At 32.5% G+C, this 22,409-nt stretch carries 22 protein-coding genes and 1 other RNA gene; 9 read left to right on the top strand and 14 right to left on the bottom strand.

Annotation, left to right across the window (positions count from 1 at the left end; all coding sequences use genetic code 11):
- Window positions 1-8: 8 nt before the first annotated feature.
- Both AC1Q5Z_RS12965 and AC1Q5Z_RS12960 read right to left on the bottom strand, forming a co-directional pair.
- A complete protein-coding gene (locus tag AC1Q5Z_RS12965; RefSeq protein ID WP_492445154.1) occupies window positions 9-2,126 on the bottom strand; it encodes a TonB-dependent receptor domain-containing protein in 2,118 nt (705 codons plus the stop codon).
- A 35-nt stretch (window positions 2,127-2,161) separates the two neighbouring features.
- Window positions 2,162-3,049 carry a hypothetical protein gene (locus AC1Q5Z_RS12960; RefSeq protein ID WP_343584497.1) on the bottom strand — a complete coding sequence of 296 codons (888 nt, stop codon included), beginning with the start codon at window positions 3,047-3,049 and terminating at the stop codon, window positions 2,162-2,164.
- 137 nt (window positions 3,050-3,186) lie between these two features.
- Between AC1Q5Z_RS12960 and AC1Q5Z_RS12955 the strand changes: the two genes are divergently transcribed.
- Complete coding sequence (locus tag AC1Q5Z_RS12955; protein WP_492445153.1) at window positions 3,187-4,545, top strand: sensor histidine kinase; 1,359 nt, start codon at window positions 3,187-3,189, stop codon at window positions 4,543-4,545.
- 10 nt (window positions 4,546-4,555) lie between these two features.
- On the top strand, window positions 4,556-5,245 hold the full coding sequence (locus AC1Q5Z_RS12950; RefSeq protein ID WP_198856261.1) for a response regulator transcription factor: 690 nt from the start codon (window positions 4,556-4,558) through the stop codon (window positions 5,243-5,245).
- A 32-nt stretch (window positions 5,246-5,277) separates the two neighbouring features.
- On the opposite strand, the gene AC1Q5Z_RS12945 is transcribed toward AC1Q5Z_RS12950, so the two are convergent.
- Complete coding sequence (locus tag AC1Q5Z_RS12945) at window positions 5,278-5,829, bottom strand: hypothetical protein (protein WP_286968528.1); 552 nt, start codon at window positions 5,827-5,829, stop codon at window positions 5,278-5,280.
- A gap of 194 nt (window positions 5,830-6,023) precedes the next feature.
- Between AC1Q5Z_RS12945 and AC1Q5Z_RS12940 the strand changes: the two genes are divergently transcribed.
- Window positions 6,024-6,218, top strand: a complete 195-nt coding sequence (locus tag AC1Q5Z_RS12940) for a hypothetical protein (RefSeq protein WP_111377225.1) — start codon at window positions 6,024-6,026, stop codon at window positions 6,216-6,218.
- A 120-nt stretch (window positions 6,219-6,338) separates the two neighbouring features.
- On the opposite strand, the gene AC1Q5Z_RS12935 is transcribed toward AC1Q5Z_RS12940, so the two are convergent.
- On the bottom strand, window positions 6,339-7,586 hold the full coding sequence (locus AC1Q5Z_RS12935; protein WP_492445151.1) for a cation:dicarboxylate symporter family transporter: 1,248 nt from the start codon (window positions 7,584-7,586) through the stop codon (window positions 6,339-6,341).
- A gap of 31 nt (window positions 7,587-7,617) precedes the next feature.
- An RNA gene (rnpB, locus tag AC1Q5Z_RS12930) (RNase P RNA component class A) lies at window positions 7,618-7,951 on the bottom strand.
- A 124-nt stretch (window positions 7,952-8,075) separates the two neighbouring features.
- Between rnpB and AC1Q5Z_RS12925 the strand changes: the two genes are divergently transcribed.
- On the top strand, window positions 8,076-8,369 hold the full coding sequence (locus AC1Q5Z_RS12925) for an SH3 domain-containing protein (protein ID WP_198856264.1): 294 nt from the start codon (window positions 8,076-8,078) through the stop codon (window positions 8,367-8,369).
- Between the two features lie 124 nt (window positions 8,370-8,493).
- Here AC1Q5Z_RS12925 and AC1Q5Z_RS12920 read toward each other — a convergent pair whose 3' ends face one another.
- From AC1Q5Z_RS12920 to AC1Q5Z_RS12910, 3 genes are all read right to left on the bottom strand, one after another.
- Window positions 8,494-8,865, bottom strand: a complete 372-nt coding sequence (locus tag AC1Q5Z_RS12920) for a LysM peptidoglycan-binding domain-containing protein (protein WP_492445149.1) — start codon at window positions 8,863-8,865, stop codon at window positions 8,494-8,496.
- A 7-nt stretch (window positions 8,866-8,872) separates the two neighbouring features.
- The gene (locus AC1Q5Z_RS12915; RefSeq protein WP_492445148.1) at window positions 8,873-9,349 is read right to left on the bottom strand and encodes a BON domain-containing protein; all 477 of its coding nucleotides are present in this window, start codon (window positions 9,347-9,349) and stop codon (window positions 8,873-8,875) included.
- Window positions 9,350-9,513: 164 nt separating this feature from the next.
- Window positions 9,514-10,668 carry a tetratricopeptide repeat protein gene (locus tag AC1Q5Z_RS12910; RefSeq protein ID WP_492445146.1) on the bottom strand — a complete coding sequence of 385 codons (1,155 nt, stop codon included), beginning with the start codon at window positions 10,666-10,668 and terminating at the stop codon, window positions 9,514-9,516.
- Between the two features lie 206 nt (window positions 10,669-10,874).
- On the opposite strand from AC1Q5Z_RS12910, the gene AC1Q5Z_RS12905 reads away from it, so the two are divergent.
- From AC1Q5Z_RS12905 to AC1Q5Z_RS12895, 3 genes are all read left to right on the top strand, one after another.
- The gene (locus tag AC1Q5Z_RS12905) at window positions 10,875-11,441 is read left to right on the top strand and encodes a hypothetical protein (RefSeq protein ID WP_492445144.1); all 567 of its coding nucleotides are present in this window, start codon (window positions 10,875-10,877) and stop codon (window positions 11,439-11,441) included.
- Between the two features lie 61 nt (window positions 11,442-11,502).
- A complete protein-coding gene (gene dnaX / locus AC1Q5Z_RS12900; protein WP_066034110.1) occupies window positions 11,503-12,588 on the top strand; it encodes a DNA polymerase III subunit gamma/tau in 1,086 nt (361 codons plus the stop codon).
- Window positions 12,589-12,842: 254 nt separating this feature from the next.
- A complete protein-coding gene (locus AC1Q5Z_RS12895; protein ID WP_198856267.1) occupies window positions 12,843-13,259 on the top strand; it encodes a DUF8439 domain-containing protein in 417 nt (138 codons plus the stop codon).
- A 40-nt stretch (window positions 13,260-13,299) separates the two neighbouring features.
- On the opposite strand, the gene AC1Q5Z_RS12890 is transcribed toward AC1Q5Z_RS12895, so the two are convergent.
- Genes AC1Q5Z_RS12890 through AC1Q5Z_RS12865 form a run of 6 tightly spaced genes read right to left on the bottom strand, consistent with a single transcriptional unit; the run spans window position 13,300 to window position 18,597 of the window.
- Window positions 13,300-13,878, bottom strand: coding sequence for an NAD(P)H-dependent oxidoreductase (locus tag AC1Q5Z_RS12890; RefSeq protein WP_492445141.1), 579 nt, complete (start codon window positions 13,876-13,878; stop codon window positions 13,300-13,302).
- 55 nt (window positions 13,879-13,933) lie between these two features.
- The gene (locus AC1Q5Z_RS12885; protein ID WP_492445140.1) at window positions 13,934-14,494 is read right to left on the bottom strand and encodes a Crp/Fnr family transcriptional regulator; all 561 of its coding nucleotides are present in this window, start codon (window positions 14,492-14,494) and stop codon (window positions 13,934-13,936) included.
- A gap of 3 nt (window positions 14,495-14,497) precedes the next feature.
- On the bottom strand, window positions 14,498-15,079 hold the full coding sequence (locus AC1Q5Z_RS12880) for a TMEM175 family protein (protein WP_198856270.1): 582 nt from the start codon (window positions 15,077-15,079) through the stop codon (window positions 14,498-14,500).
- A gap of 17 nt (window positions 15,080-15,096) precedes the next feature.
- Window positions 15,097-15,993 carry a Ppx/GppA phosphatase family protein gene (locus tag AC1Q5Z_RS12875; RefSeq protein WP_492445138.1) on the bottom strand — a complete coding sequence of 299 codons (897 nt, stop codon included), beginning with the start codon at window positions 15,991-15,993 and terminating at the stop codon, window positions 15,097-15,099.
- Window positions 15,994-16,027: 34 nt separating this feature from the next.
- The gene (ppk1, locus tag AC1Q5Z_RS12870; RefSeq protein WP_289058680.1) at window positions 16,028-18,106 is read right to left on the bottom strand and encodes a polyphosphate kinase 1; all 2,079 of its coding nucleotides are present in this window, start codon (window positions 18,104-18,106) and stop codon (window positions 16,028-16,030) included.
- A 5-nt stretch (window positions 18,107-18,111) separates the two neighbouring features.
- Complete coding sequence (locus AC1Q5Z_RS12865) at window positions 18,112-18,597, bottom strand: SixA phosphatase family protein (RefSeq protein ID WP_198856272.1); 486 nt, start codon at window positions 18,595-18,597, stop codon at window positions 18,112-18,114.
- Between the two features lie 498 nt (window positions 18,598-19,095).
- Between AC1Q5Z_RS12865 and AC1Q5Z_RS12860 the strand changes: the two genes are divergently transcribed.
- Window positions 19,096-19,707, top strand: a complete 612-nt coding sequence (locus tag AC1Q5Z_RS12860; RefSeq protein ID WP_198856273.1) for a COG1470 family protein — start codon at window positions 19,096-19,098, stop codon at window positions 19,705-19,707.
- A gap of 54 nt (window positions 19,708-19,761) precedes the next feature.
- Window positions 19,762-22,409, top strand: a 2,648-nt coding sequence (locus tag AC1Q5Z_RS12855) for a SprB repeat-containing protein (protein WP_492445136.1), incomplete at its 3' end; no start/stop codon positions are given.

Genomic DNA, 22,409 nt, shown 5'->3' with positions numbered 1-22,409 from the left:
TTTTTATTTTATCTTATTCTATTTTCGCTTTCATTTACGCTCTTTTGCTTAAATTCAGAATCTTTTACTTTCCCGAAAGAATAACGAACAGCAATAGAAATTTCGTTTGCATCACCCAAATATCGCACTTTTGAACTAATAGCGTTGATCGTAAATTTTTCGGTATAAATCATATTTTTAAACAGATCATTATAACTCAAAACACAATTCCAGTTTTTTCCAAGTTTCTTTGCCAAAGAAAGATCAAAAATCAGCATCGCGCCACGCTCAAAAACGCCTTCTTTTTGTTTGGTAGATCCCCAAAAAGAAAGAACAAATGTGAAATCTTTTGGGAGGTTAAAAGTATTATTGGAATAATAATACAAATACGTCTTGGAAGAATTGAACAAAGCTAAATCATCTTCAATTTTATTGGTTGCAAAAATTAAAGAATTGGTGTTTTCCCAAAATTTATATTTAAAGGGCAATGTAAACTCAATATTATAACCCGATTCTTTTTTAAAGTTTTTTGATGTAAAAGTCATCACATTTGTCTCTTTATCAAATACAAAATCTTGGTAAATAGGATTTTTATTTTCATAAATAGTCAGCTTTACCGATTTGTCATGATATTGAAAAGTAGCTGAAAGCACATCCATAAATGTTGGCCCTAAATTGATATTGTTTCCATAAATAAAATATGGATTTATGTAGGCTGCAATCATACTTAGCGAAGAATAATTAGGTCTAGAAATACTTTTAGAATAATCCACATTTATACTTTTTACACTGTCTAGCGAAAATGAAAATTGCGCTTTCGGAAAAAGATTAGTGTAATTCCTATCTACCAAATTACTACTTTCATTACTATACTTTCCGCTTACATTGGTATTTTCAACTCTTAGTCCAACTGAAAAATTGACTTTTTTAATCTTTCCTGAAAGCTGCGAATACGCTGCAGAATTTGCTTCTTTAAAATAATACTCAAAAGTTGTACTTTGATTATTTTCATAGTCAAAAACATCGTAATCCGATTTGGATTTGGCAGCCAAATAAAGTGCGCCATACTCCCAATTCAAATCGTTTTTAAACTTTTTCTCCAAATCGATTCTTCCAGAAAGAACATCAACATTAAATTTCTGATCGCGATTTTGCGAAAATTCAAAAGCAGTGTCATTAAAATTATTTTGCACTAAACTTAATAAATGCTGATTGTAATTGGAGCCTTGAAAACCAATAAACATCTTGGTATCAATAGCCTTTATTTTCTTTGAATAATTGATGAACGAATTGATAAAATTCTTTGAACTCGAATTTTCGCTAAACGTAAGAATGTTGTTTATTTGATTTTGGTTTTGATTAAAAGTAAACGTATTAATGTCGAAAGTATCGTTTCGCATTTTACCGTTTATATTAACAGACAAATAATCGTCTTCGTTTATTTTATAAAACACACTTCCTCCAAAAACATATTCCTTTACATTAGAATTTGCCGTCACATCATAATTGGAAATTATTGAAGCCTTTGGCATCTCATATTCCAAACTATGATTTTCCCACGGATTTCGTCGATTGTAATTAAAATTAGCTTTCCATTCTAATTTATCTTTTTTAAAACTAGAATTAAAACCTAAATAATTATTGTAGTTTCTTTTAAATGAAGCTACTTCAGAAATTTCAGTTTTAAAACTGTCCTTTTTACTCCATTTTCTAGTAATCAAAATTACGGCACGACCTTCTGCCTCGTATTTAGAAGACGGATTTTTAATGATTTCTATTGTTTTAATATCGGCAACAGATAAAGCATTTAAATCGTTTATAGTTCCTTTTTGACCGTCAATATAAATCAGCGGATTTCCTTTTCCGACAATCGAAATGTTTTCTCGATCGCTGCTTATTTGAACCGATGGAAGTTTTGATAGCAAATCGATCGGATTTGGAATGGTACTGTAAACTGAATTGGCAACATCAACTTTTATGTTTCCGTTTAAATTGGTAATCGTTTTTTTCTCCCGACTGATTACAACTTCATTTAATTGATTTGAAATCGAATCTTTCGTTGTTTCATTCTGAGCTTGAGCATTCGCAAAAAATGAAAGGCAAAAAAGTAAAATGCTAATAAGTAGTTTTAATGGCAAATAATTCATTATTGAATTTGATTTTAGATTTAGAAATTCATCAGTTAGTTAAGAATCCATTTTATCAGATCTTCTCTTTCAACTAAATTCCAAGAATGCGGTTTTTTATTTCCTTTCGCATCAAATCCTCTGTTTGAAGTCTTTATAAATTCTATTTTTTTTGCTCCTAAATTCAATAATGAATCATATGCTTTTTCTAAATGAAAGGCATTCAATTCTTCATAAGTTCTATTTTTGTTAGTCAAATACCAATCTAAATCTGGTTCACAATAGAACCTAATTTTAATATCTTTTAAGTATTCTATATTTTCTTTTGAATTACAAGAAATCAAATATGGAGATGCTTTTTTATAAGGCTCAATATTTGTTCTCGGATTTCCAAGATCATTGTTTAACAGTTGTATTAAATAATTTCCTTCTTCAACCGCTTCTTCACTCACATTTTTCTTCACATCATCTTGTGCGCCAATATAAAGTCTTTCTAAATCTAAAGGAGAATCGATCACAAATAAACCTTTTGGCTGTATTGCGTTTTTAGTTTGAATAAGATAATTAGAAAGCAGAAGCGCCAAATTACCGCCGCTAGAAAAACCACCAATAAAAATGTTTTGTTTTGCTATTTTATTTCGATCAAAAATTGAATTGAGTGCCAACGAGTATTCTTTTTTTTCTGATTCTGATAAATAAAGCTTCAAGTTGTAATTCAACAACAATGTGGTTATACCTTCGGCTTTTAAGTTTTTAAGAAATTTAGCTTCATTTTTAGTATTTTCTATATTGCAGGGAAAGCAGGGAAATAAAATTAAAACAGCCTTTTGTTTTGTAGCAATATTCAATTCATATTGCTTCTCTTTTATGATTTCAGTTGCGTGGCAATTCACTAAAAAAAAGAAAGCAAATAATCCTCCTACAAGTCTTTTTGTATGTATCATTTTATGAAATTTGATTTTATGTTGCTGCAAAAATGCTTTGAAAACATAGTTCTGAAAGTTAATCGTAGGTTAATGCAAGGTTAATCTGCTATTTGTTTCTTAAAAACTGTATTTTTGAGACATCATTTCAAACCAATATGAAGCAAAGAATCAATTTACTAATCGGGTTTTCTGTCGTAGCACTATTTGTGCTTATGACAGTTCAGTGCTATTTGGTAAAGACCGCTTACGAGTATAAAGTAGCTCAGTTTCATACGCAGATTAAAAACGAAATTGGCGCAATTACCAATAATTACAGCGACATAGATTCGGCTTTGGTTTCTAGACAAGAGATGCTTTACAAAAGCCTTTCAGAAAAATACATGAAAGGAAAAAAAAGCAGATTAGATATTAAAAATGGCGTTTTGAATACTCCATTTCAAAACATAATCACTCAAAAAATCAAGCGAAAACTTGAGAAAGATTTACCCGATTTTAAAATTGATTTTGCCATTGTTCTAAACAAATTTATTCTTTACAAAAACGAACAAGAAACTGATACTATTTTTTCTGAAAAGCCTTTTATACAAAATAAATTGTATGGAAATCTGGCTTCATTAAATCATGCTTTTTTAGTAAGAAGTTATGTTGGAACAACAAATGGCACTTTTGAAAATGAGGAATATAAATTGTTGACAGAAGATTCGATGTATGTTTCTGTAATTGATTGGGAAATGATTATTTTAAGACGAATGACGTTTATCCTGATTCTTTCTTTGTTCTCGATTGCAACATTAACTGGTTTGTTTGTAATTGCGATTAGAGCTTTAATTAAACAGAAAAAAGTAAGCGACGTTAAAACTGATTTCATCAATAATATTACGCACGAGCTAAAAACTCCATTGGCAACTTTAGGAATTTCGACAAAAATTTTAGCTCAAAAAAACATTCGTGACAACGATGAAAATTTCAATTCGATTGTAAATACCATTTCGCGCCAAAACAATCGCCTTCAGAATTTGATTGATCAGGTTATGGCAAATTCGTTGGCTGAAAACGAAATTGAATTACAGAAAGAAAAAATAGACGCTGAAGATTTTCTGCTTTCTATTGTAAATGACTTTAAAATTACTTTTCCAAAAATCACTCTTAAAACCGATTTTCAAACAGAGAAAACTATCTTGGTTTTGGATAAATTTCATTTGACAACTGCTTTTTTAAATGTTCTAGAAAATGCTGTAAAATATGGTTCTAACACGATTACAGTGAAAACAAAAATTGTCGAAAAACAATTCTCAATTAGTTTTGAAGATGACGGAATTGGCATTGCCAAAAACAAACAAGCGTTTCTTTTTGAGAAATTTTATCGTGTAGAGCAAGGAAATCTTCACAATACAAAAGGCTTAGGTTTAGGATTGTATTATGTTGATCAAATTGTAAAAGCACATCAAGGTTCTGTAAACGTTATTAGCGATTTAGGCAAAGGAACTCAGTTTACTATTTTATTAAAAGTTTAATTCCTTTATTTTGAAAAGATTACTCTTAGCCGAAGACGATTTTGACTTTGCGGCGATTTTAAAACAATATTTAGAACTGCATCAGTTTGAAGTAATTTGGGCAGAAAACGGCGAAATAGCTCTGGATTTTTTTAAAAACCAGCCTTTTGACATTTGTATTTTTGATGTAATGATGCCAAAAATGGACGGATTTTCATTGGCTGAAAAGATAATTACTATCAATCCTGAAATTCCATTTATTTTTTTAACGGCGAGAAAGCTAAAAGAAGATAAAATCATTGGTTTAAAACTTGGTGCAGACGACTACATCGCAAAACCTTTCGAAGTTGACGAACTGGTTCTTCGTTTACAGAATATCTTAAAAAGAATTGAACAGAAGAGAAGTTTAGACGGAAATAATATAATCGAAATTGGTTCTTATATTTTTGACAATGAACGTTTAACGCTTAACAATAAAAATCATGTTCAGCAGCTAACAGAAATGGAAGCTTCTCTTATTGAATATTTATATCTCAATCATAATCAGTTACTAAAAAGAGATCAAATTCTAATGTCGGTTTGGAAAAAAGACGATTATTTCTCAGGAAGAAGTATGGATGTTTTTATCAGTAGATTGAGAAAATATTTCAATTCAGATCCAAAAATTAAGATCGAAAGTGTTCGAAATATTGGCTTAGAATTCAAAATAGAAAAACCTTGATCTCTCAAGGTTTTTCTATTTTTATTTAAGATCTATTTTCCAATAACCCAGCCTAAACTGAAATTAGCAATCGGAGTAAATTCAGTTTTACATTTATCTACAAGTATTCCGCCACCTATATTAAAATCCATATTAAATTTCCCTTTATAAGTACGTTGGAGTCCCCAAACTGGTCCGGCAGAAAAAGAAGGGATATATTCGTTAAACCATTTATTTGTCGAAATAGATTGAAAATCATAGTTTGTATGTAATGCGAAAAAGTTTCCAGAATTATTTGCTGTTCTTTTTCCTTTTTGTGCTCTTTTCTCTAAATTATAGTAATGTCTAAATTGTTCTGTAATTCTTGGAATAAAATACCAAGTGGACTCATCGTATACACTATTGCTTCTATAACCAACAAGTAAACTTGCTTCTGAATAAAGCGTGTTCTTTGGAGAAAATGCATGTTCGTAAACAAATCCTGGAGACAATAAAAGATTAATCTTAAATTGATTTTTAGTTACAGAAACTGGTGCCTCTTCTTGGGCATTTGCAACATTAATTAAAAGAACGGAAAAAAATAAAAACAAGTAGTTTTTTGTCATGGTTAGTTATTAATTGGTTGCAGCAAAAATAGTATTAAAAGCATATTATCCTACTAAAAGAAAAATTATTTTCTTACAGATAAAAATAAGATTTTATAACACTGCAAATCATGTAATTTTCCATAAACAATTGTATAACAACAATTAACTTATTGAAATTTAACTTTGTTAAAGAACTTTTAAATCTAACAATCATGAACCTAAAAAGATTTTTCGGCGGATTGCTTACAATCCTCGGAATTATAGGACTTATTTATACTGCGGTTATTTTTGCCGGCACTTCTGGAGAAACTAGAGATATAAAATCGCTTATTATTTATGGCATACTCGGAATCGTATTTTTTACATCGGGCATAAGCTTGGTGCGAACAACGAAAGACGAATCTTAGTTTTTTTTATTTTGCCACGAAGACACTAAGGCACAAAGTTTTTTAATCTCACAAAGGCGTAGAGTCGCAAAGAGTTTTATTAATTTTTAAAACTTTGCGACTCTGCGACTTTGCGGCAAATCATTCCGAAACAGAATCAAGATTTAATTCTGTAAAATCTCTTTCTGTTTTAGATATTATTATGGTTGCGACTGTGTTTCCAATTAAATTGGTAATCGCTCTGGCTTCACTCATAAATTTATCTACACCCAGCAAAAATGCCAAACCTTCAACTGGAATTTTATGCAAAGCGGTTAAAGTTGATGCTAAAACAATAAATCCGCTTCCTGTTACGCCCGCCGCGCCTTTCGAAGTAATCATCAAAATTCCGATAACGGTCATAATTTCGAAAAAGCTCAAATGAACATCATACAATTGTGCAATAAACAGTACCGACATTGAAAGATAAATCGAAGTTCCGTCGAGATTAAAAGAATATCCCGTCGGAATCACCAATCCTACAACCGATTTACTGCAGCCCATTCTTTCCAATTTTATCATAATACTTGGTAAAGCCGCTTCAGAAGATGAAGTTCCTAACACTAGTAAAAGTTCTTCTTTAATATATTTTAAAATAGAAAGAATATTTATTTTATAATATCTCAAGATGCTTCCTAGAACAAAAAAGACAAAAAGTGCCATCGTCAAATAAACGCAAAGCATTAACTTTCCAAGCGGAATCAAAGTTGCTAAACCAAATTTACCAATGGTGTAAGCCATTCCGCCAAAAGCACCAATTGGAGCAAGATACATTACATATTTTAAGCAAAAGAAAACCACTTTTGAGAATCGTTCTAAAACCAAAATAGTTTGCTCCCTTTTTTGATAAAAATTCAAAGCAATTCCGCAAATAATAGCGGCAAGTAAAACCTGTAAAGTAAAATTGGATAAAAAGAATTGCAACCAAGAAAAATCCTTCGCTGCTCCATTTGTATATTGGCTTGCATCTCCAAACGTCAAACCCGATTTATCAATTTTTCCAGGTTTAAATATATAAGCAACAGCAACTCCAATTGCAAGAGCGACTGTAGAAACTACTTCAAAATAAGTTAAAGCTTTTACGCCAATTCGTCCCACTTTCTTTAGATTTCCCATTCCAGAGATTCCCAAAACTATGGTCAAGAAAATAATTGGTCCAATAAAAAGAGAAATAAGCTGAATAAACTTCTTGCCAAGAAATTCCATTTTCACACCATTTGCAGGAGAAAAATGTCCTAGTAAGATACCCGAAATAATGGCAATTAAAACCCAAAAAGTAAGATTGGTTACAACAGTCCTTAAAAGACTTTTTTGAGGTTTTGAAGAAGAATTTGGAGTGGTAATATTCATGAAAACAAGTTAGATAGTTTCACAAATATATAAAAAATGCAGACCTGTAAGCCGGATTCTGTTCTTGTCTTATTTTACAACAAAACAATACCTTATCATTTATCTAGATCCAGCATTACTACTGGACTCAATCTACCTACCCTTCGGCAACGAACGAGAAGCCCTTAAATGCCGATATACTTGGTATTTCACCGCATAGAGTTTACCTGGTTTCACTACAGCATTACCTGTACATACTTTCTGCTGCACTTGTCCTAATCCTGATAGCTATCAGGACCGACGGGCGTTACCCGCTATGCTTCTCTATGGTGTCCGGACTTTCCTCCCTCCCGATGAATCGAGACGACGATAAGGCGGTCTGCGCTGCAAAAGTAGCGATTTAAGAACTAACAATAATGATTTTAAATTTCAGATTTTATGAATTTTATCATAACTTTTTAATTTTAAAATAGTTATCTTTAAAAATCTATAATTTAAATTCAGTTTATCATGAAAAGAATGTATCATTACGCAACTGTTTCAAAGGCTTTAGATCAATTGAATGAAAAAGGATTTACGTGCGATTTTAATCGAAATTCAGATGCGATTAAAAAAAATCCTGAGAAATTTGAAATTGTTCATGTGTATCGATACGAGGGTGAGTCAGACCCAGCGGATGAAGCAGTTGTATACGGAATTAAATCGACTTCGGGTAAAAAGGGAGTTTATGTCGCTGGTTTTTCAGCCGATTCAGATCAGGAAACAGCAAAGTTTTTATTTGATTTAAGTATTAGAGGACGTTAGAAAATCAAGTAAAAAAATGAGAACAAAAAAAATATTAAATAATCTATGTCATTCCTAGAAACGGAATTTAAACCTTTCTAGGAATGGCATATAATAAGAGCTTATGTTTCTTTGCAATAAAAAATTAAATTGTCGGTATTTTCAATTTCCATCCTGGCTTAATTAAATCCGGATTCGAAATAATATCTTTATTCGCTTCAAAAATATCCTGCCAAGAAACTCCGTATGCTTTTCCAATCTTCGAAAGAGAATCTCCCGCTTCAACTGTATATTCTCTTGAAACGCCTTCTTCAACCTCGATATTCATAACCAAATCGGCCGATCTAAAATCAGGATCAATAGTATTATAAGCATTCCAAAGCTTTTCCTTATCTGCTGCAGATTTTGCTTTTCCGTCAACATAAAGCACATTATCCAGTTCTCTAACCTGCAAATTTTCAATTCCTAATTCGGATGCCAAATCTGTGACCTCTTTATATTTATCTTGTAAACTCATAACAACCTTATTTAATGATTAATTTATTGTCAACTTTCTTAGGATGCAATTCCTGAATACTTTGCATTAAAGGCTGCAATTTGTCTCTTTTAATTTCACCCGAAAGTGTAACAATACCGCCAACAACAGTTGCACTGACACCATCGTAAGCGTCTACAACTTTACTAACCGATTTGTCTAAATCAGTATCTGAATTAATTACAACAGTAGCTGCAGCAGGTTCCTGATTGGCTTGTTCTATTTCGCAAGTATTAACTACAGATTTAACACCTTTGGTTGCTTTTACGCTTTTTCCAATATTTTTTTTGAACATTTCATCATCACAAACACCTGTAATCGTAGCCACTCCTTCATGCACTACAACTTGAATATCTGGATCATTTAATTTTTCACTGATTGCTTTTTCAATATCGGCATCACTGGGTTTACAAGACACCAAAAAAACAGTAAGACTCATTCCTAATAAAATTGATCTAATTTTCATAATGATACGTTTTAATAATTAACTCATTAAAATTAAACAAATTAAATATCAACGAGTTATATGATACTGTTATGATATTTGTAAATTTTCCAGTAATTAAATTTTTATTCTTTTCTAAAAAAAAGACTAAAAAAAACCTCAAATTTTTCAATTCGAGGTTCTAGTTAATTTGTCAACTCTATAAATTCTTGATTTAGCCATAAATTTTGAAGTTCTGGATATTGTTTTGCGTCATTTTTTAATCCAGGCTCTAATTCAAAAGTAGTTTTGAGATATTTAAAACATTCCTGAATTTTATCCTGTCTATTTTTCATGATCGCTATCTGATAATAATTCCATGAAAACTCATGAATTTTATTGATTTCCTCAAACTGATTAATTGCTTCATCAAAATCACCCAATCCTTTCAAATATAACCCTCTACAGTAATCAAGTTGATATTTCGCCTGCTCATCAAAGTCTTTTTTGAAATTCACAAACTCAGATAAAGCTCTCTCTTTAGAAAGTTTATGAAAAGTAGTTAGCAAAAGATCAATCACTACATGCTCTCTATGATACATTGAAAACAATTTCTTTAAATCAATTAGTGCCTTTTCCATTTCATTATTTTTCAAATAAAATTGGATTATAAAAATTAAAGCGTTCGGATTAGTTTCATCTTTTTTAAGGATATTTTTTACCGTTTCAATGAATTCTGATTCATTAGACTCAGTCATCATTTCGAATAATAAATCCATTTTATTTTCTAAAATCTGAAGATTATCTGGTTCTATTTCTAATGCTTTGTTATAAAAATACAATGCCTTTTCATTATCGTTTTTTCTTGTATACAAAGTTCCTTTATTAGCATAAGCTAAAGTTGCCTTTTCATCGAGCTCAATGGCTTTATCAAAAAGCTCCAAAGCATTATCGAAGTCGCCTCTGTCCATTTGATAAGCACCAAAACCTATATATTTGTCGACTTGGTCAGAATCTGTGTTTTCTTTTACATGATCAGGATTAGGAATGATTTTAATTTCAGAAATAGCTCCAGAATCAAGAGCCTTTTGAAAATCAGTTTCCTGCTGCTTTAACTCATGTATATTATTGCTCTTTTTTTCCTTTTGTAGAAATAGATTAACCTTTTCTAAAACAGAATTGATTTGCTCATTACTCAAACCTAATTTTTCAAGTTCATATATTGCCGTATCAGGATTTAATCCATTTCCTTCTAGCTCAGCTAGTGCTAGAGCACAAACTTCATGTTGAAATTGAGATGAATTAAACTTAGACTCTTCAATTCCTAAATTTTTTCTCCATAAAAAATCAAATATTCCCATATGCTCTGTGCTTCTATTTTGTATTAACTTATCTTAATTAACACGAAAATAGCACTTTTTTAAATACAAAATAAAATAGTTAAAAATCATTATTATTGTAGTAAAAATTTTCCTTTATGAAATTGAAGTATCTATTAATCATTGTAATCTTATTAATCACTAATTACTCTTTTTCATGCGATTGCAAGACAATTGACAGAAAAAATATGGTAGAAGTAGGACTAAAGTATGAAATTGCATTTTATGGAGAAGTTATAAAAGTGGATTCAATAAAGGAACTTTATACTTTTAGAATCATAGAACTCTACAAAGGAAAATACAATTCTCAGTTCATTACACAAAAATATACTGGTAATTGTTCTAATATCCCATCTTTAAAACAACTTTGGATAGTTTATGCCAATTTTAATGACGATAAAACTATCGAAGTGAGTGGTTGTTCTCCTAGTACTGGATTTAGACCCTATGGAAGTGACTCCATGCCTTCTCCCCCAGATATCAAAATCTCTCAAAAGATAGATGATCAAATAAAATCATTATCATTTTATATTTGGGATCTAAAATTTGAAAATCGAAATTTACAAGATTGGATTTATCAATTAGAAAAATTAAGAACCTACAAAAAAACACAAAAAGAAATTTCTGATAAAGAAAAAACAACTACAAAACTTGAATCTTATAGCGTATATATCATCATTTCTTTGATTGTCAACATCGTATTATTAGCAAGTTTGATCTTTGTTATTTTGAAGAAAAAGAATTTCGCCAAATAACTAAAATCGGTTTTAAACAACGAAACAAAAGTCATATATTTGCTATCCAATAAAAGAGAACATGGAACAATTTGTAGTATCGGCACGTAAATATCGCCCGCAGACCTTTAAGGATGTTGTGGGACAAAAGGCCATTACCAACACTTTGTTGAATGCCATCGAAACCAATCACTTAGCTTCTGCTCTTTTATTTACAGGACCACGTGGAGTTGGTAAAACTACATGTGCTCGTATTTTGGCTCGAAAAATAAACCAGCCTGGATATGATGATCCTACCGAAGATTTTGCATTTAACGTTTTTGAACTAGATGCTGCTTCAAACAACTCTGTAGATGACATTCGTAACCTTATCGATCAGGTTAGAATACCGCCACAAACTGGGCAATACAAAGTATATATTATTGACGAGGTTCATATGTTGTCTTCGGCCGCTTTTAACGCTTTTCTTAAAACGTTAGAAGAACCGCCAAAACATGCTATTTTTATTTTGGCAACAACAGAAAAACATAAAATCCTTCCAACGATTTTATCTCGCTGTCAAATTTTTGATTTCAAAAGAATTACAGTAAAAGATGCTAAAGAACATTTAGCAGATGTTGCTGAAAGTCAAGGAATCGTTTTTGAAGACGATGCTTTACACATTATTGCTCAAAAAGCAGATGGTGCGATGCGTGATGCTTTGTCTATTTTTGATCGTGTAGTTTCGTACTGCGGAACAAATTTAACACGTCAAGCCGTTACTGAAAACTTAAACGTTTTAGATTACGAGACTTATATTTCTATTACTGATTTACTTTTAGAAAATGAAATTCCAAAGCTTTTATTAGCTTACAATGACATTCTTGCTAAAGGTTTTGACGGACATCATTTTATTGCTGGTTTAGCTTCTCATTTTAGAGATTTGCTAGTAAGCAAAACGCCCTCAACTATTGCTTTATTAGAAGTAGGAGAACAAGCACAGCAAATGTATGCAGTTCAATCTCAAAAATGTTCTCAGGAGTTTTTATTAAAAGGAATTGACATTGCAAACGACTGCGATTTAAAATACAAATTAAGCCAGAATCAACGACTTTTAGTTGAATTATGCTTGATGCAATTAGCCTCTATCAACTTTGATGGAGAAAAAAAAAAGTTGAGCAATTCATAATTCCACCCGTTTACTTTAAAAACGGAGGCTATTCTATTGTTGAAGTCCAAAGCCCAAAGGCCAAAATCGAAAGTTCTGTAGCAACTGAAAGTCAAACTTCTCCAGCTGTAACAGAAAACCAAACTCCTGTTTCTCAACCACAACAAGTTGCAGAAACTCCAAAAGTTCAGACTCCAGAAGCTCCAACAACAGAATCAAACGGCGCTCCTAAGGTTTCTGCTTTTTCTCTTGCTAGTATCCGCAAGAAAAAAGAAATGGAAGCCAGCGGCAAGACGTATGTTAAACCTACCACTGCTTATTTAACTGAAGAATTTAACGAAACCGATATGCGCCTACACTGGAACAAATATGCGGAACGTTTAGGCCAAAAAGGTCTTAAGATTATGGAATCGATTCTATTGATTAGCGATCCTGTTCTTAATGGCACAACAATCTCTTATGAATTGCCAAATGAAGGTTCTAAATTGGATTTTGAGGGGCAGATGAATGGTTTATTAGGACATTTAAAAGGTCACTTACATAATCATGATATTACAATTGAAGTAATTGTAAACGAAGAGATTAAAGCAGTAAGAGCCCTTAACGATCAAGATCGATACAATCGTTTCTTAGAAATCAATCCAAATATAGAACTTTTGCGTACTACATTTGGATTGGATATAAATCTTTAATTTAAGGAGGTAATTTATTCTGATAATTTGGAACAAAATTTTATTTGTTTTTGAGTCCGAAAGTGTAAACTTTTTCAAGCCATTTTTTTCTTTGCTCTTCATTAGAACCTTTTACAATTCCAACATAACTTACTTTCACAGGTTTTATTCCGCAAAATTCCAAAGTCAATTTCTTTAACTGATTAACGCTTGGTCTACCGTAAACCAATCTATAATACCAACTTGGCTGATCTAGAGTTGTGATAATATGAGCCGTTTTTCCTTTCAGTAATTTATCCCACCAAACAGAATTTTCACGGTATTGGAAAGCCATTCCTGGTAAAAATAATCGATCAATAAAACCTTTTGTTATCGCCGGAAGTCCACCCCACCAAACAGGATGAATCCAAACCAAATGATCGGCTTTTTTTATTTTCTCCCACGATTCTAATAAATCAGGTTCTAAATCCGTTCGTTTTTGGTAACCAAACTGAAGATTGGGATTGAATTTTAAATTGGCAATCGTTATAATTTCTACTTGAGCGCCAGAAGCGATCGCTCCATTTTTATACACTTCAGCAATTCCGAAATTGAAGCTTTCAGCATTTGGATGTCCGTTTATAATCAGTATTTTTTTCATATAAATGTTTTTCCAAAAATACTATTCGGCCATTTTCTTTTGCTAGACAAATGTCCTATAAAACCGCTTTTCTAATTCGGCTTAAATGTCTTGGTGTAATTCCTAAATAAGAAGCCAAATATTGCAATGGAATTAACTGAATATATTTTTGATGATTCTGATACAATTCTCTGTAACGTTCTGCGCCTGACAACTTTTGAAAGGAAATCATTCTTTTATGCAGATTTACAAATTCTATTTCGGTCAATTTCCGTCCTGTTTCCTGCCAATTGAACCCTAATTTATATAGTTTTTCAAGAGCTTTTCTATTTAAGACTTGAAGCTTTGTATCGGTTAAAGCCTGAATATTTTCTTCTGCTTTTTCTTCTGTTATGAAACTCGCAAAAGACGCCATGAATTCATTTTCAAAAGCAAAACAATTGGTGATTTCGTCACCTTTATGATTAACAAAAAAGGAACGGAGAATTCCTTTTTCGATAAAAACTATTTCGTTGCAAATCTGATTTTCAGTCAATAAAAGCTCTCCTTTTTTCAATGTTCGAAATGTAATCAAATCATCTAAATGACTTAATTCATCAGCAGAAAAATTCTGAATGGACTGAAAAACAGATTTCATAAATTATTCGTTAGAAGCAAAAACTCTCTCGATTCTTTTGTCTGGAATAAGCCACAACATTGCCACAATAAAATATGCAGCGCCAGAAATCCATTGATTATAAAATGCGGCAACAATTCCAATTACATATAAAACCAAAGAAATTTTACCTTTAAAATCTTTTTTAAGCACTTTTCTCAAAGCAGAATCATCACCTTCACTACACATAATTGTGTACTGTAATATGACATATGAAATTGCAGATAAAAATAGAATAGCACCATAAAGCGACATTGCAGCTTTCTCGAAATTATGTTCTCCCATCCAAGCGGTAGAAACAGGAATTAGTGAAAGCCAGAACAGAAAGTGCAAATTACTCCATAACACTTTTCCGTTTACTTTTGACAATCCGTGCAATAAATAATGGTGATTGTTCCAGTATATTCCAACATAGATAAAACTTAAAATATAACTTAAAAACTTGGGAATAAGCGGTTTTAAATCTTCAAACTGATGTCCTTCTGGCGCTTTGATTTCCAAAATCATAATGGTTATAATGATTGCCAAAACACCATCACTAAAAGCTTCTAGTCTACCTTTGTTCATTTAAAAAAATATAAATATTAAATTTTACCGTAATACATTGCTTTTACGATACCATCAGAAAGTCCGATTTTAGGAACATAAATCTGGCGTGCGCCGCTCCATTTCATTGCATTCAGGTAAATACGAGTTGCGTGGATAATTACGTCGGCACGATCAGAGTTTAGTCCCAATTCAGCAATTCTTTGTTCGTATGTCAACGAATTTAAGAAAGCATATTGAGAGTTAACATAAATGTACGAAAGTGGTTTTTCCTGTTGTTTGCCAGACATTTTAAACAACTTATTGATGTTTCCTCCAGAACCTATCAATGTTACTTCATCATAATCTGCCGTGTTGGTTTTAATCCATTTTTCGATTTCATCCCAAACAACATCATGCACCATATTATTCAGCAAACGTACTGTTCCTGCTTTAAACGATCTTGAAGTAATCATTTTTCCGTCAGAGAACAAAGTAAACTCAGTACTTCCACCTCCAACATCAACAAAAAGATACGTTTCGTCAGATTTAATTAAATGATGCAAATCTGTTGAAGCAATAATTGCCGCTTCTTTTTTACCGTCAATAATTTCAATCTTTATGTCTGCTTTTTTCTTAATCAAAGCCACGACTTCTTTTGCATTATATGCTTCACGCATTGCAGAAGTTGCAAATGCCATATAACGCTCTACTTTATGTACTTTCATCAAAAGATTAAATGCTTTCATGGCATCAACCATTCGATCTATATTTTCTTGTGAAATTTCTCCAACCGTAAAGGCATCTTGCCCTAGACGAATTGGCACACGAACAAGGGAACTTTTATTAAACTGCGGTTCTTTTTCTTTTCCTTCTTGCTCCACAACGTTAGCGATCAAAAGCCTCATGGCATTCGAACCGATATCTATCGCTGCAAACTTCCTAATGTTAATCATGCTCACTTTATGATTTGAAAATTGGTATTTATTATTAATTTACTTTTTGAGGAACCTCATCTAGTATTGCTACTTTATTTTGATAATATTTATAGGTCTCAAACTGTGCTCTAAATGGGGCATGATGATTTTTTGGCTTATATTTATTATCTAATTTATAAGAGTGATACCTTACTTTTACATTTCCTTTCCAACCAATATTGAAGTTATCGATTAGTTCTTTTTTAATTTCAAGATCATAAATCGGACATGTTACTTCTACCCTTGCATCTAGGTTTCTAGTCATAAAATCGGCAGAAGAAATATAAACTTCGGTTAAACCAGCATTTCCAAAAATATATACTCTCGAATGTTCTAAGTAATTATCTACGATACTTATTGCTTCAATATTTTCGCTCATTCCAGGAATTCCAGGAATTAAAGAGCAAATTCCTCTTACTTGAAGCTGAATTTTTACTCCTGCATTGCTTGCTTCGTATAATTTATCGATCATTTTAAAATCAGATAAACTATTCATTTTTAACTTTATGTGTGTTTTTCTACCTGCAAGCGCATGAAGAATTTCGCGATCAATCAGTTTTATAAATTTGGTTCTTGTATAATGAGGCGATACGATTAAATGCTTATATCGATGTACTCTGTAATTGATATCAAAAAACTCAAATATTTTTGAAGTGTCTTTTAAAATTCCCTGATGACAGGTTAAAAGCGTTACGTCTGTATAGATTTTAGCAGTCGACTCGTTGAAGTTTCCTGTAGAAATAAATCCATAACGACGATTTTTACCTTCTTCCAATCTTTCTATTACACATATTTTACTATGTACTTTAAGACCTTTCATTCCAAAAATAAGTTCAATTCCTTCCATTTGCATTTGTTCTGCATACGAAATATTTGAAGCTTCATCAAAACGGGCTTGAAGTTCGATTTGTACCACTACTCTTTTACCATTTTTAGCAGCATTTATTAAAGAGCTAATTACTTGCGAGTTTTTAGCTAAACGATATAAAGTTATTTTGATACTTGTTACTTTAGGATCTAAAGCCGCTTCTCGCAAAAATTTGGTTAAATAAGAAAAAGACTGATAAGGCGCGTGAACTAAATAGTCTTTTTTGCTGATTTTTTCTAAAATACTGCCTTCTAAGCTTAAACCAGGAACCGGCATAGGCTCATTTGGCTTATACAATAAATCGTAACGTCCTAAATTTGGAAAACTCATATAATCGCGGCGATTATGATATCTTCCTCCAGGAATTATACTATCTGTTTCTACAATTTTCATTTTATCTAAGAAAAATTGCAGCGTATCATCTTCAATTAAATTATCGTAAATAAAACGAACAGGTTCTCCTATACGACGGTCTTTTACAGATGTAGCAATTTTTTCAAGCATACTTTTGCTCAAATCACTGTCGATGTCCAATTGTGCGTCTCGGGTAATTTTAATCATGTGGGCAGAAACACTCTTATAATCGAATATATTAAAGATGTTTTTCAGCTTGAAACGAATGACATCATCAATTAAAATAACATATTGTTTTTCGTCTTCAGACGGAAGAACGACAAATCTGTTGATGTTTTTTGGAATTTCGATTAAGGCATAACGAACCTCATCATTAGCTAATTCTAAACGAACTGCCAGATAACCTAACGTATCTTTTAAAATTGGAAAAACTGCTAAATCATTTAAGATAATCGTTACCAGTTCTGGACTTAATTTTTGAGTATAAAAGTCTTTTAAGAAACACTCTTGTTTTGGCGTAATCTGTGTTTCGTTTATAATAAAAATATTCTCAGATTCGAGTTCGGCTTCAATATTACTAAGTATACGCAAACTTTCAGATTGCTGCTGAATTACAATTTCGGTAATATCTTTAATTAATTGGTGGGCAGAAATACCTCCTAAATATTTTTCGCCAGAAATACCCGAGAGGCTTAATCGCCGAATGGCTGCATATCGAACTCTAAAAAATTCGTCTAAATTGTTTGAAAAAATTCCAACAAAACGCAGTCTGTCTAAAAGTGGCACTGTACTATCTGCAGCTTCTTGAAGTACTCTTGCATTAAACGCTAACCAGCTTTTTTCTCTATCGATATATTTCTGTTCGTACACTGTTATTATTTTAAATCTTTGGGGAAAATAGTTTTATGTGTTTTGCCCTTATGGATAGTGTCCCAGCTTTCTGCATCAAATTGTAATGACACAAAGCCTGAAGTTGGAACATTTTCTATAAAAACATCCCCAAATTTATTAACAAAATTTGTAATAGCCTCGTTATGTCCGAAAAGAATAACGCTTTCAAAACTATTATCACACGATTTAATAACTTTTTCGAGTTGTTTATCGTCAAAAGTATATAACTCGTCTTTGTAAACAATGCTTTCTATAGGGTATGAAATATTTTGAGCAAAAATCAATGCTGTTTCTGAAGCCCTCGCAGCGGTGCTACTCCAAATAATATACGTTTTAGGAAGATACTCTGAAATATTTAATGAAACGTCGTGCGCATCTAAAATTCCTCTTTTCATTAAAGGACGATCAAAATCTTTTAGTGGTGCTTCCCAGCTAGATTTGGCATGACGAATTAATATGAGATTTTTCATAAGCTGCATAATTTAAAAACCTGTTTTACAGGATATTTTTTTAATTAAGTTCTAATTTACAAAAGATATTTTAAACCTTTTCTTTTTTTTATTTCTGTTAACATTCTTATTAAATTTTAACAAGAATACATTATTCTCAATACATTAACATTAACATAGAATAGGAACGTAAATTTTTATTTTTTATGTAATTCATCTAAGAAATTAGTATTTAGTCGATATTATACATTTTTTTAAAATTTTAACTAAATACCTGATTATTAATTATTTACAACATCAAAAACAAACCTATTTTCATCAAAAGAGCAAAAAAATGTACGAAAAAATTCTACTTTTTTGAGTTAAAAAAAAGTGTTTTTGGGTCATTTTTTTCTAAAAAAGTAACACTTCAACGAGTTTTTTGGTTAGTTACAGATAAAAAAATAATATTAGAAAAACTCTAATATAACTTTGATTCTGTTAAAATTTCATAAATACTTTAAAATAAAATCTTAAGTTATGAAAACTAAATCTACTCTTGAAAAAGCGGTGAAATTTGTAAGCAATTGTAAGATTATTTTTTCGCAAAGAAAAAATATCTTTCAAAAGAACTTTTTTACGCTGCTACTCTGCTTGATTACAACGGTTTTATTTGCTCAGTCTGGTTCGTGTGGTTCGGAAATTACTATTGATGGATCAAATGAGCAAAAATTTACGGGTGCAGAAACTTCCTTTGTGCTTCAAATTAAAAATACTGGAAACGCAACAGATACTTATCAATTATCTGCGGATAATTTTTCAGACTTCAATGAAAATCCAGATGGAAGCTCTTCAAAAAGTAATGTTTTATTCACTAATAGACTGGAAAACAAAACCATTACTCTTGCTCCAGGAGAAAGCAAAGAATTTTACATAAAGCTTAATCCAAGAGATCTTAGTCAACTTGATCAATGGAATGGGACTAAAATCATTGCAACATCTTCTACTTGTCCTCAAAGCATAAGCCAAACTATTGTTTACACCTATGTCCCTCCAAAAAAAACAAAAGGGGTTGGGTTTAACGACTTCATCTTAGATTTTAAAAAGATCGCAGCTTCTAAAACACTTTATGCTTTAAACTACCAAATGTAGTAGTCATTCGTTTTACTCGTAGTTCTAATTACAGCAATATTAAAAATATTTAATATGAAAAACTTTACATTTAAGATCAATTTACAAATTCTTTTAAGCCTTGTATTGAGCACTTTATGCATCAATATTTATGCTGGCGAAGGTTCTAAACAAACAACTCCAGATGTTAATCATAGAGCTTCTCTTTGCATAAATAATGATGAATACGGAAATTTTGCTCGATATGGTTCAACCAATGAACAAAGGCTTTATATTAGAATTCAAAATCCAAATAGCGAAAAGGTGTACTTAGGTTTTACTAGAGCCAGAAGAACTGCACCAGATAACAGCAACGAAATAGATTCTAAATTCAGAATTATGAAACCTGACGGTACGGTTGCTTTTGCTAGTTATAATTTGACCAGTATTACAGCAAACATAACAGGTACTGAAGCTCAACGCCTTTCAAGAGCCCAAAATGGTCCAAATGGAATTGATGGCGTGACTACTGCTGGTTATGTTCCTATTGTTTTTGATCCAACAGGTATGCCTGCTGGTGATTATTGGATTGAATTTGAAAGCAACAGTTCAAACTACTCTGAACTTTATTATAATTATTATGATATAACTGTAGCTAACAACAGTACTAAAAATTCAATTCCAGGTCGTCTTTATTCAAAACGTTGGGCTTTTGCCATGAACAATGTTACCACCGATTTTACAGGAGCTTTCTATGTTTTTGCTCCCGACAATGGCTCTACAACTGGAGCTACTACTCAAAATGGTTTTGTTAATAAAATCAATTTCAATGGTGCAGGTTTTAGACCATGGTATTTCAATGTTGCTTTTAACAATACAGGTCCGGGAAATTCAGGAAATGCTGCAAATGATCAAAAAAGCGTTTACAATGCTTCTGATGCCACAAAAATGAGTCCGAAGTATGAGGTTTTCTTAAACGATCCTGACATTAATGTCTGGAAAAACGGAACTTACAACGGCAACATAGTCATTAACGGAATAACCAATTGTGGTATTGGTGAAAGTAATATCAATATCAGCGTTTTTAAAAGCGGAACAATTGAAATACTTCTTGATTTTAATGGCGGAGACGGAATTTATACTCCAGGAACCAAAGATGTCTTGACAACCCAAACTGTTACTGCATCAGGCGCTCCTCCTTATGCCGTAAGTGTTCCTTGGAACGGAAAAGATGGTTTAGGAAACACGATCGCACAAGGAACAAATATACCTATTGTCGTTACATTTGGGCAGGCTGCATTCCATTTTCCAATATATGATGTAGAAGAAAATCAATATGGTTTTTCATGCACAACTGTAAGACCAGCAGCTCCATCAGGATACGTTTTAAAGTTTTACTGGGATGACAGCGCCATTACTTATACTGGCGGTACTTTTGATGCCAAAGTAAACCTAACAGGTTGTACACCTAACAGTACTCCTCCTGGTAATTGCCACAGATGGAATGGTTTTAATTCTAACAATAATGGTTCTCCACAATATGGTAATTTAAATACGATAAATACTTGGTGGTATGCCAATCGAGATTTTGTAACATCAACTATTGTTTTACCCCCATTTTACACGGTTGCATTAGATACAAAAACTAATGTAAAATGTTTTGGAGGCAATGATGGTACTATTCAGATAAAAGCTACCAACGGAACCGCTCCATATACGTATTACATAAACGGCGGTACGACTCCAAATACTTTACAAAATTTAACAGCAGGAACTTATGACATTAAAGTTGTTGATGCAAATGGTTGTTCTGCAAATGTTAATGGTGTTGTAATTACACAACCTTTAGCAGCTCTCGCTTTGGCAGCTTCTTCTAAAACCGATGCTTCCTGCTTTGGAAAAAGCACTGGAAGCGTAACAGCAGGAACCGTGACAAACGCGATTGGTACTGTAACCTACTCTTGGAAAAACAGTGCAAATGTGGTGGTAGGAACTACTGCAACTGTTTCAAATCTTCCTGCGGGAACTTATACGGTGACTGCTACAGACACCTGTTCTTCACAATCCAATTCTGTTACAATAGGACAGCCTGCGGCCGCTTTAGCTTTAGGCGTATCTTCTAAAACAGATGCCTCTTGCTTTGGCGCAAGCACTGGAAGCGTAACGGCAGGAACTGTGACAAACGCGATTGGAACTGTAACCTACTCTTGGAAAAATAGCGCAAATGTGGTGGTAGGAACTACTGCAACTGTTTCAAATCTTCCGGCGGGAACTTATACGGTTACCGTTACAGACACCTGTTCTTCACAATCCAATTCTGTTACAATCGGACAGCCTGCGGCGGCCTTAGCTTTAGGCATATCTTCTAAAACCGATGCTTCCTGCTTTGGAAAAAGCACTGGAAGCGTAACAGCAGGAACCGTGACAAACGCGATTGGAACGGTAAACTACTCTTGGAAAAACAGTGCAAATGTGGTGGTAGGAACTACTGCAACTGTTTCAAATCTTCCAGCGGGAACTTATACTTTAACCGTTACAGATACCTGTTCTTCACAATCCAATTCTGTTACAATCGGACAGCCTGCGGCGGCTTTAGCTTTAGGCGCGTCTTCTAAAACAGATGCCTCTTGCTTTGGTGCAAGCAGTGGAAGCGTAACAGCTGGAACTGTGACAAACGCGATTGGAACGGTAAACTACTCTTGGAAAAACAGTGCAAATGTGGTGGTAGGAACTACTGCAACTGT

This window comes from Flavobacterium sp. GW823-FHT06G12, from assembly GCF_058794775.1.
The sequence above is the reverse complement of the archived record's forward strand: the minus strand, read 5'-3'. Positions and strand labels throughout refer to the sequence as shown.

Excerpts from the sequence above, each read along its gene's own strand:
- AC1Q5Z_RS12865 (WP_198856272.1), bottom strand. The coding sequence starts at position 18,597 with ATGAAAAATCTCATATTAATTCGTCATGCCAAATCTAGCTGGGAAGCA.
- AC1Q5Z_RS12905 (WP_492445144.1), top strand. The coding sequence starts at position 10,875 with ATGGTAGAAGTAGGACTAAAGTATGAAATTGCATTTTATGGAGAAGTT.
- AC1Q5Z_RS12915 (WP_492445148.1), bottom strand. The coding sequence starts at position 9,349 with ATGAAAATTAGATCAATTTTATTAGGAATGAGTCTTACTGTTTTTTTG.
- AC1Q5Z_RS12860 (WP_198856273.1), top strand. The coding sequence starts at position 19,096 with ATGAAAACTAAATCTACTCTTGAAAAAGCGGTGAAATTTGTAAGCAAT.
- dnaX (WP_066034110.1), top strand. The coding sequence starts at position 11,503 with ATGGAACAATTTGTAGTATCGGCACGTAAATATCGCCCGCAGACCTTT.
- AC1Q5Z_RS12955 (WP_492445153.1), top strand. The coding sequence starts at position 3,187 with ATGAAGCAAAGAATCAATTTACTAATCGGGTTTTCTGTCGTAGCACTA.
- AC1Q5Z_RS12875 (WP_492445138.1), bottom strand. The coding sequence starts at position 15,993 with ATGATTAACATTAGGAAGTTTGCAGCGATAGATATCGGTTCGAATGCC.
- AC1Q5Z_RS12895 (WP_198856267.1), top strand. The coding sequence starts at position 12,843 with ATGGAAGCCAGCGGCAAGACGTATGTTAAACCTACCACTGCTTATTTA.
- AC1Q5Z_RS12935 (WP_492445151.1), bottom strand. The coding sequence starts at position 7,586 with ATGAATATTACCACTCCAAATTCTTCTTCAAAACCTCAAAAAAGTCTT.
- AC1Q5Z_RS12960 (WP_343584497.1), bottom strand. The coding sequence starts at position 3,049 with ATGATACATACAAAAAGACTTGTAGGAGGATTATTTGCTTTCTTTTTT.
- AC1Q5Z_RS12890 (WP_492445141.1), bottom strand. The coding sequence starts at position 13,878 with ATGAAAAAAATACTGATTATAAACGGACATCCAAATGCTGAAAGCTTC.
- AC1Q5Z_RS12945 (WP_286968528.1), bottom strand. The coding sequence starts at position 5,829 with ATGACAAAAAACTACTTGTTTTTATTTTTTTCCGTTCTTTTAATTAAT.
- AC1Q5Z_RS12925 (WP_198856264.1), top strand. The coding sequence starts at position 8,076 with ATGAAAAGAATGTATCATTACGCAACTGTTTCAAAGGCTTTAGATCAA.
- AC1Q5Z_RS12920 (WP_492445149.1), bottom strand. The coding sequence starts at position 8,865 with ATGAGTTTACAAGATAAATATAAAGAGGTCACAGATTTGGCATCCGAA.
- AC1Q5Z_RS12940 (WP_111377225.1), top strand. The coding sequence starts at position 6,024 with ATGAACCTAAAAAGATTTTTCGGCGGATTGCTTACAATCCTCGGAATT.
- AC1Q5Z_RS12910 (WP_492445146.1), bottom strand. The coding sequence starts at position 10,668 with ATGGGAATATTTGATTTTTTATGGAGAAAAAATTTAGGAATTGAAGAG.
- AC1Q5Z_RS12880 (WP_198856270.1), bottom strand. The coding sequence starts at position 15,079 with ATGAACAAAGGTAGACTAGAAGCTTTTAGTGATGGTGTTTTGGCAATC.
- AC1Q5Z_RS12965 (WP_492445154.1), bottom strand. The coding sequence starts at position 2,126 with ATGAATTATTTGCCATTAAAACTACTTATTAGCATTTTACTTTTTTGC.
- AC1Q5Z_RS12885 (WP_492445140.1), bottom strand. The coding sequence starts at position 14,494 with ATGAAATCTGTTTTTCAGTCCATTCAGAATTTTTCTGCTGATGAATTA.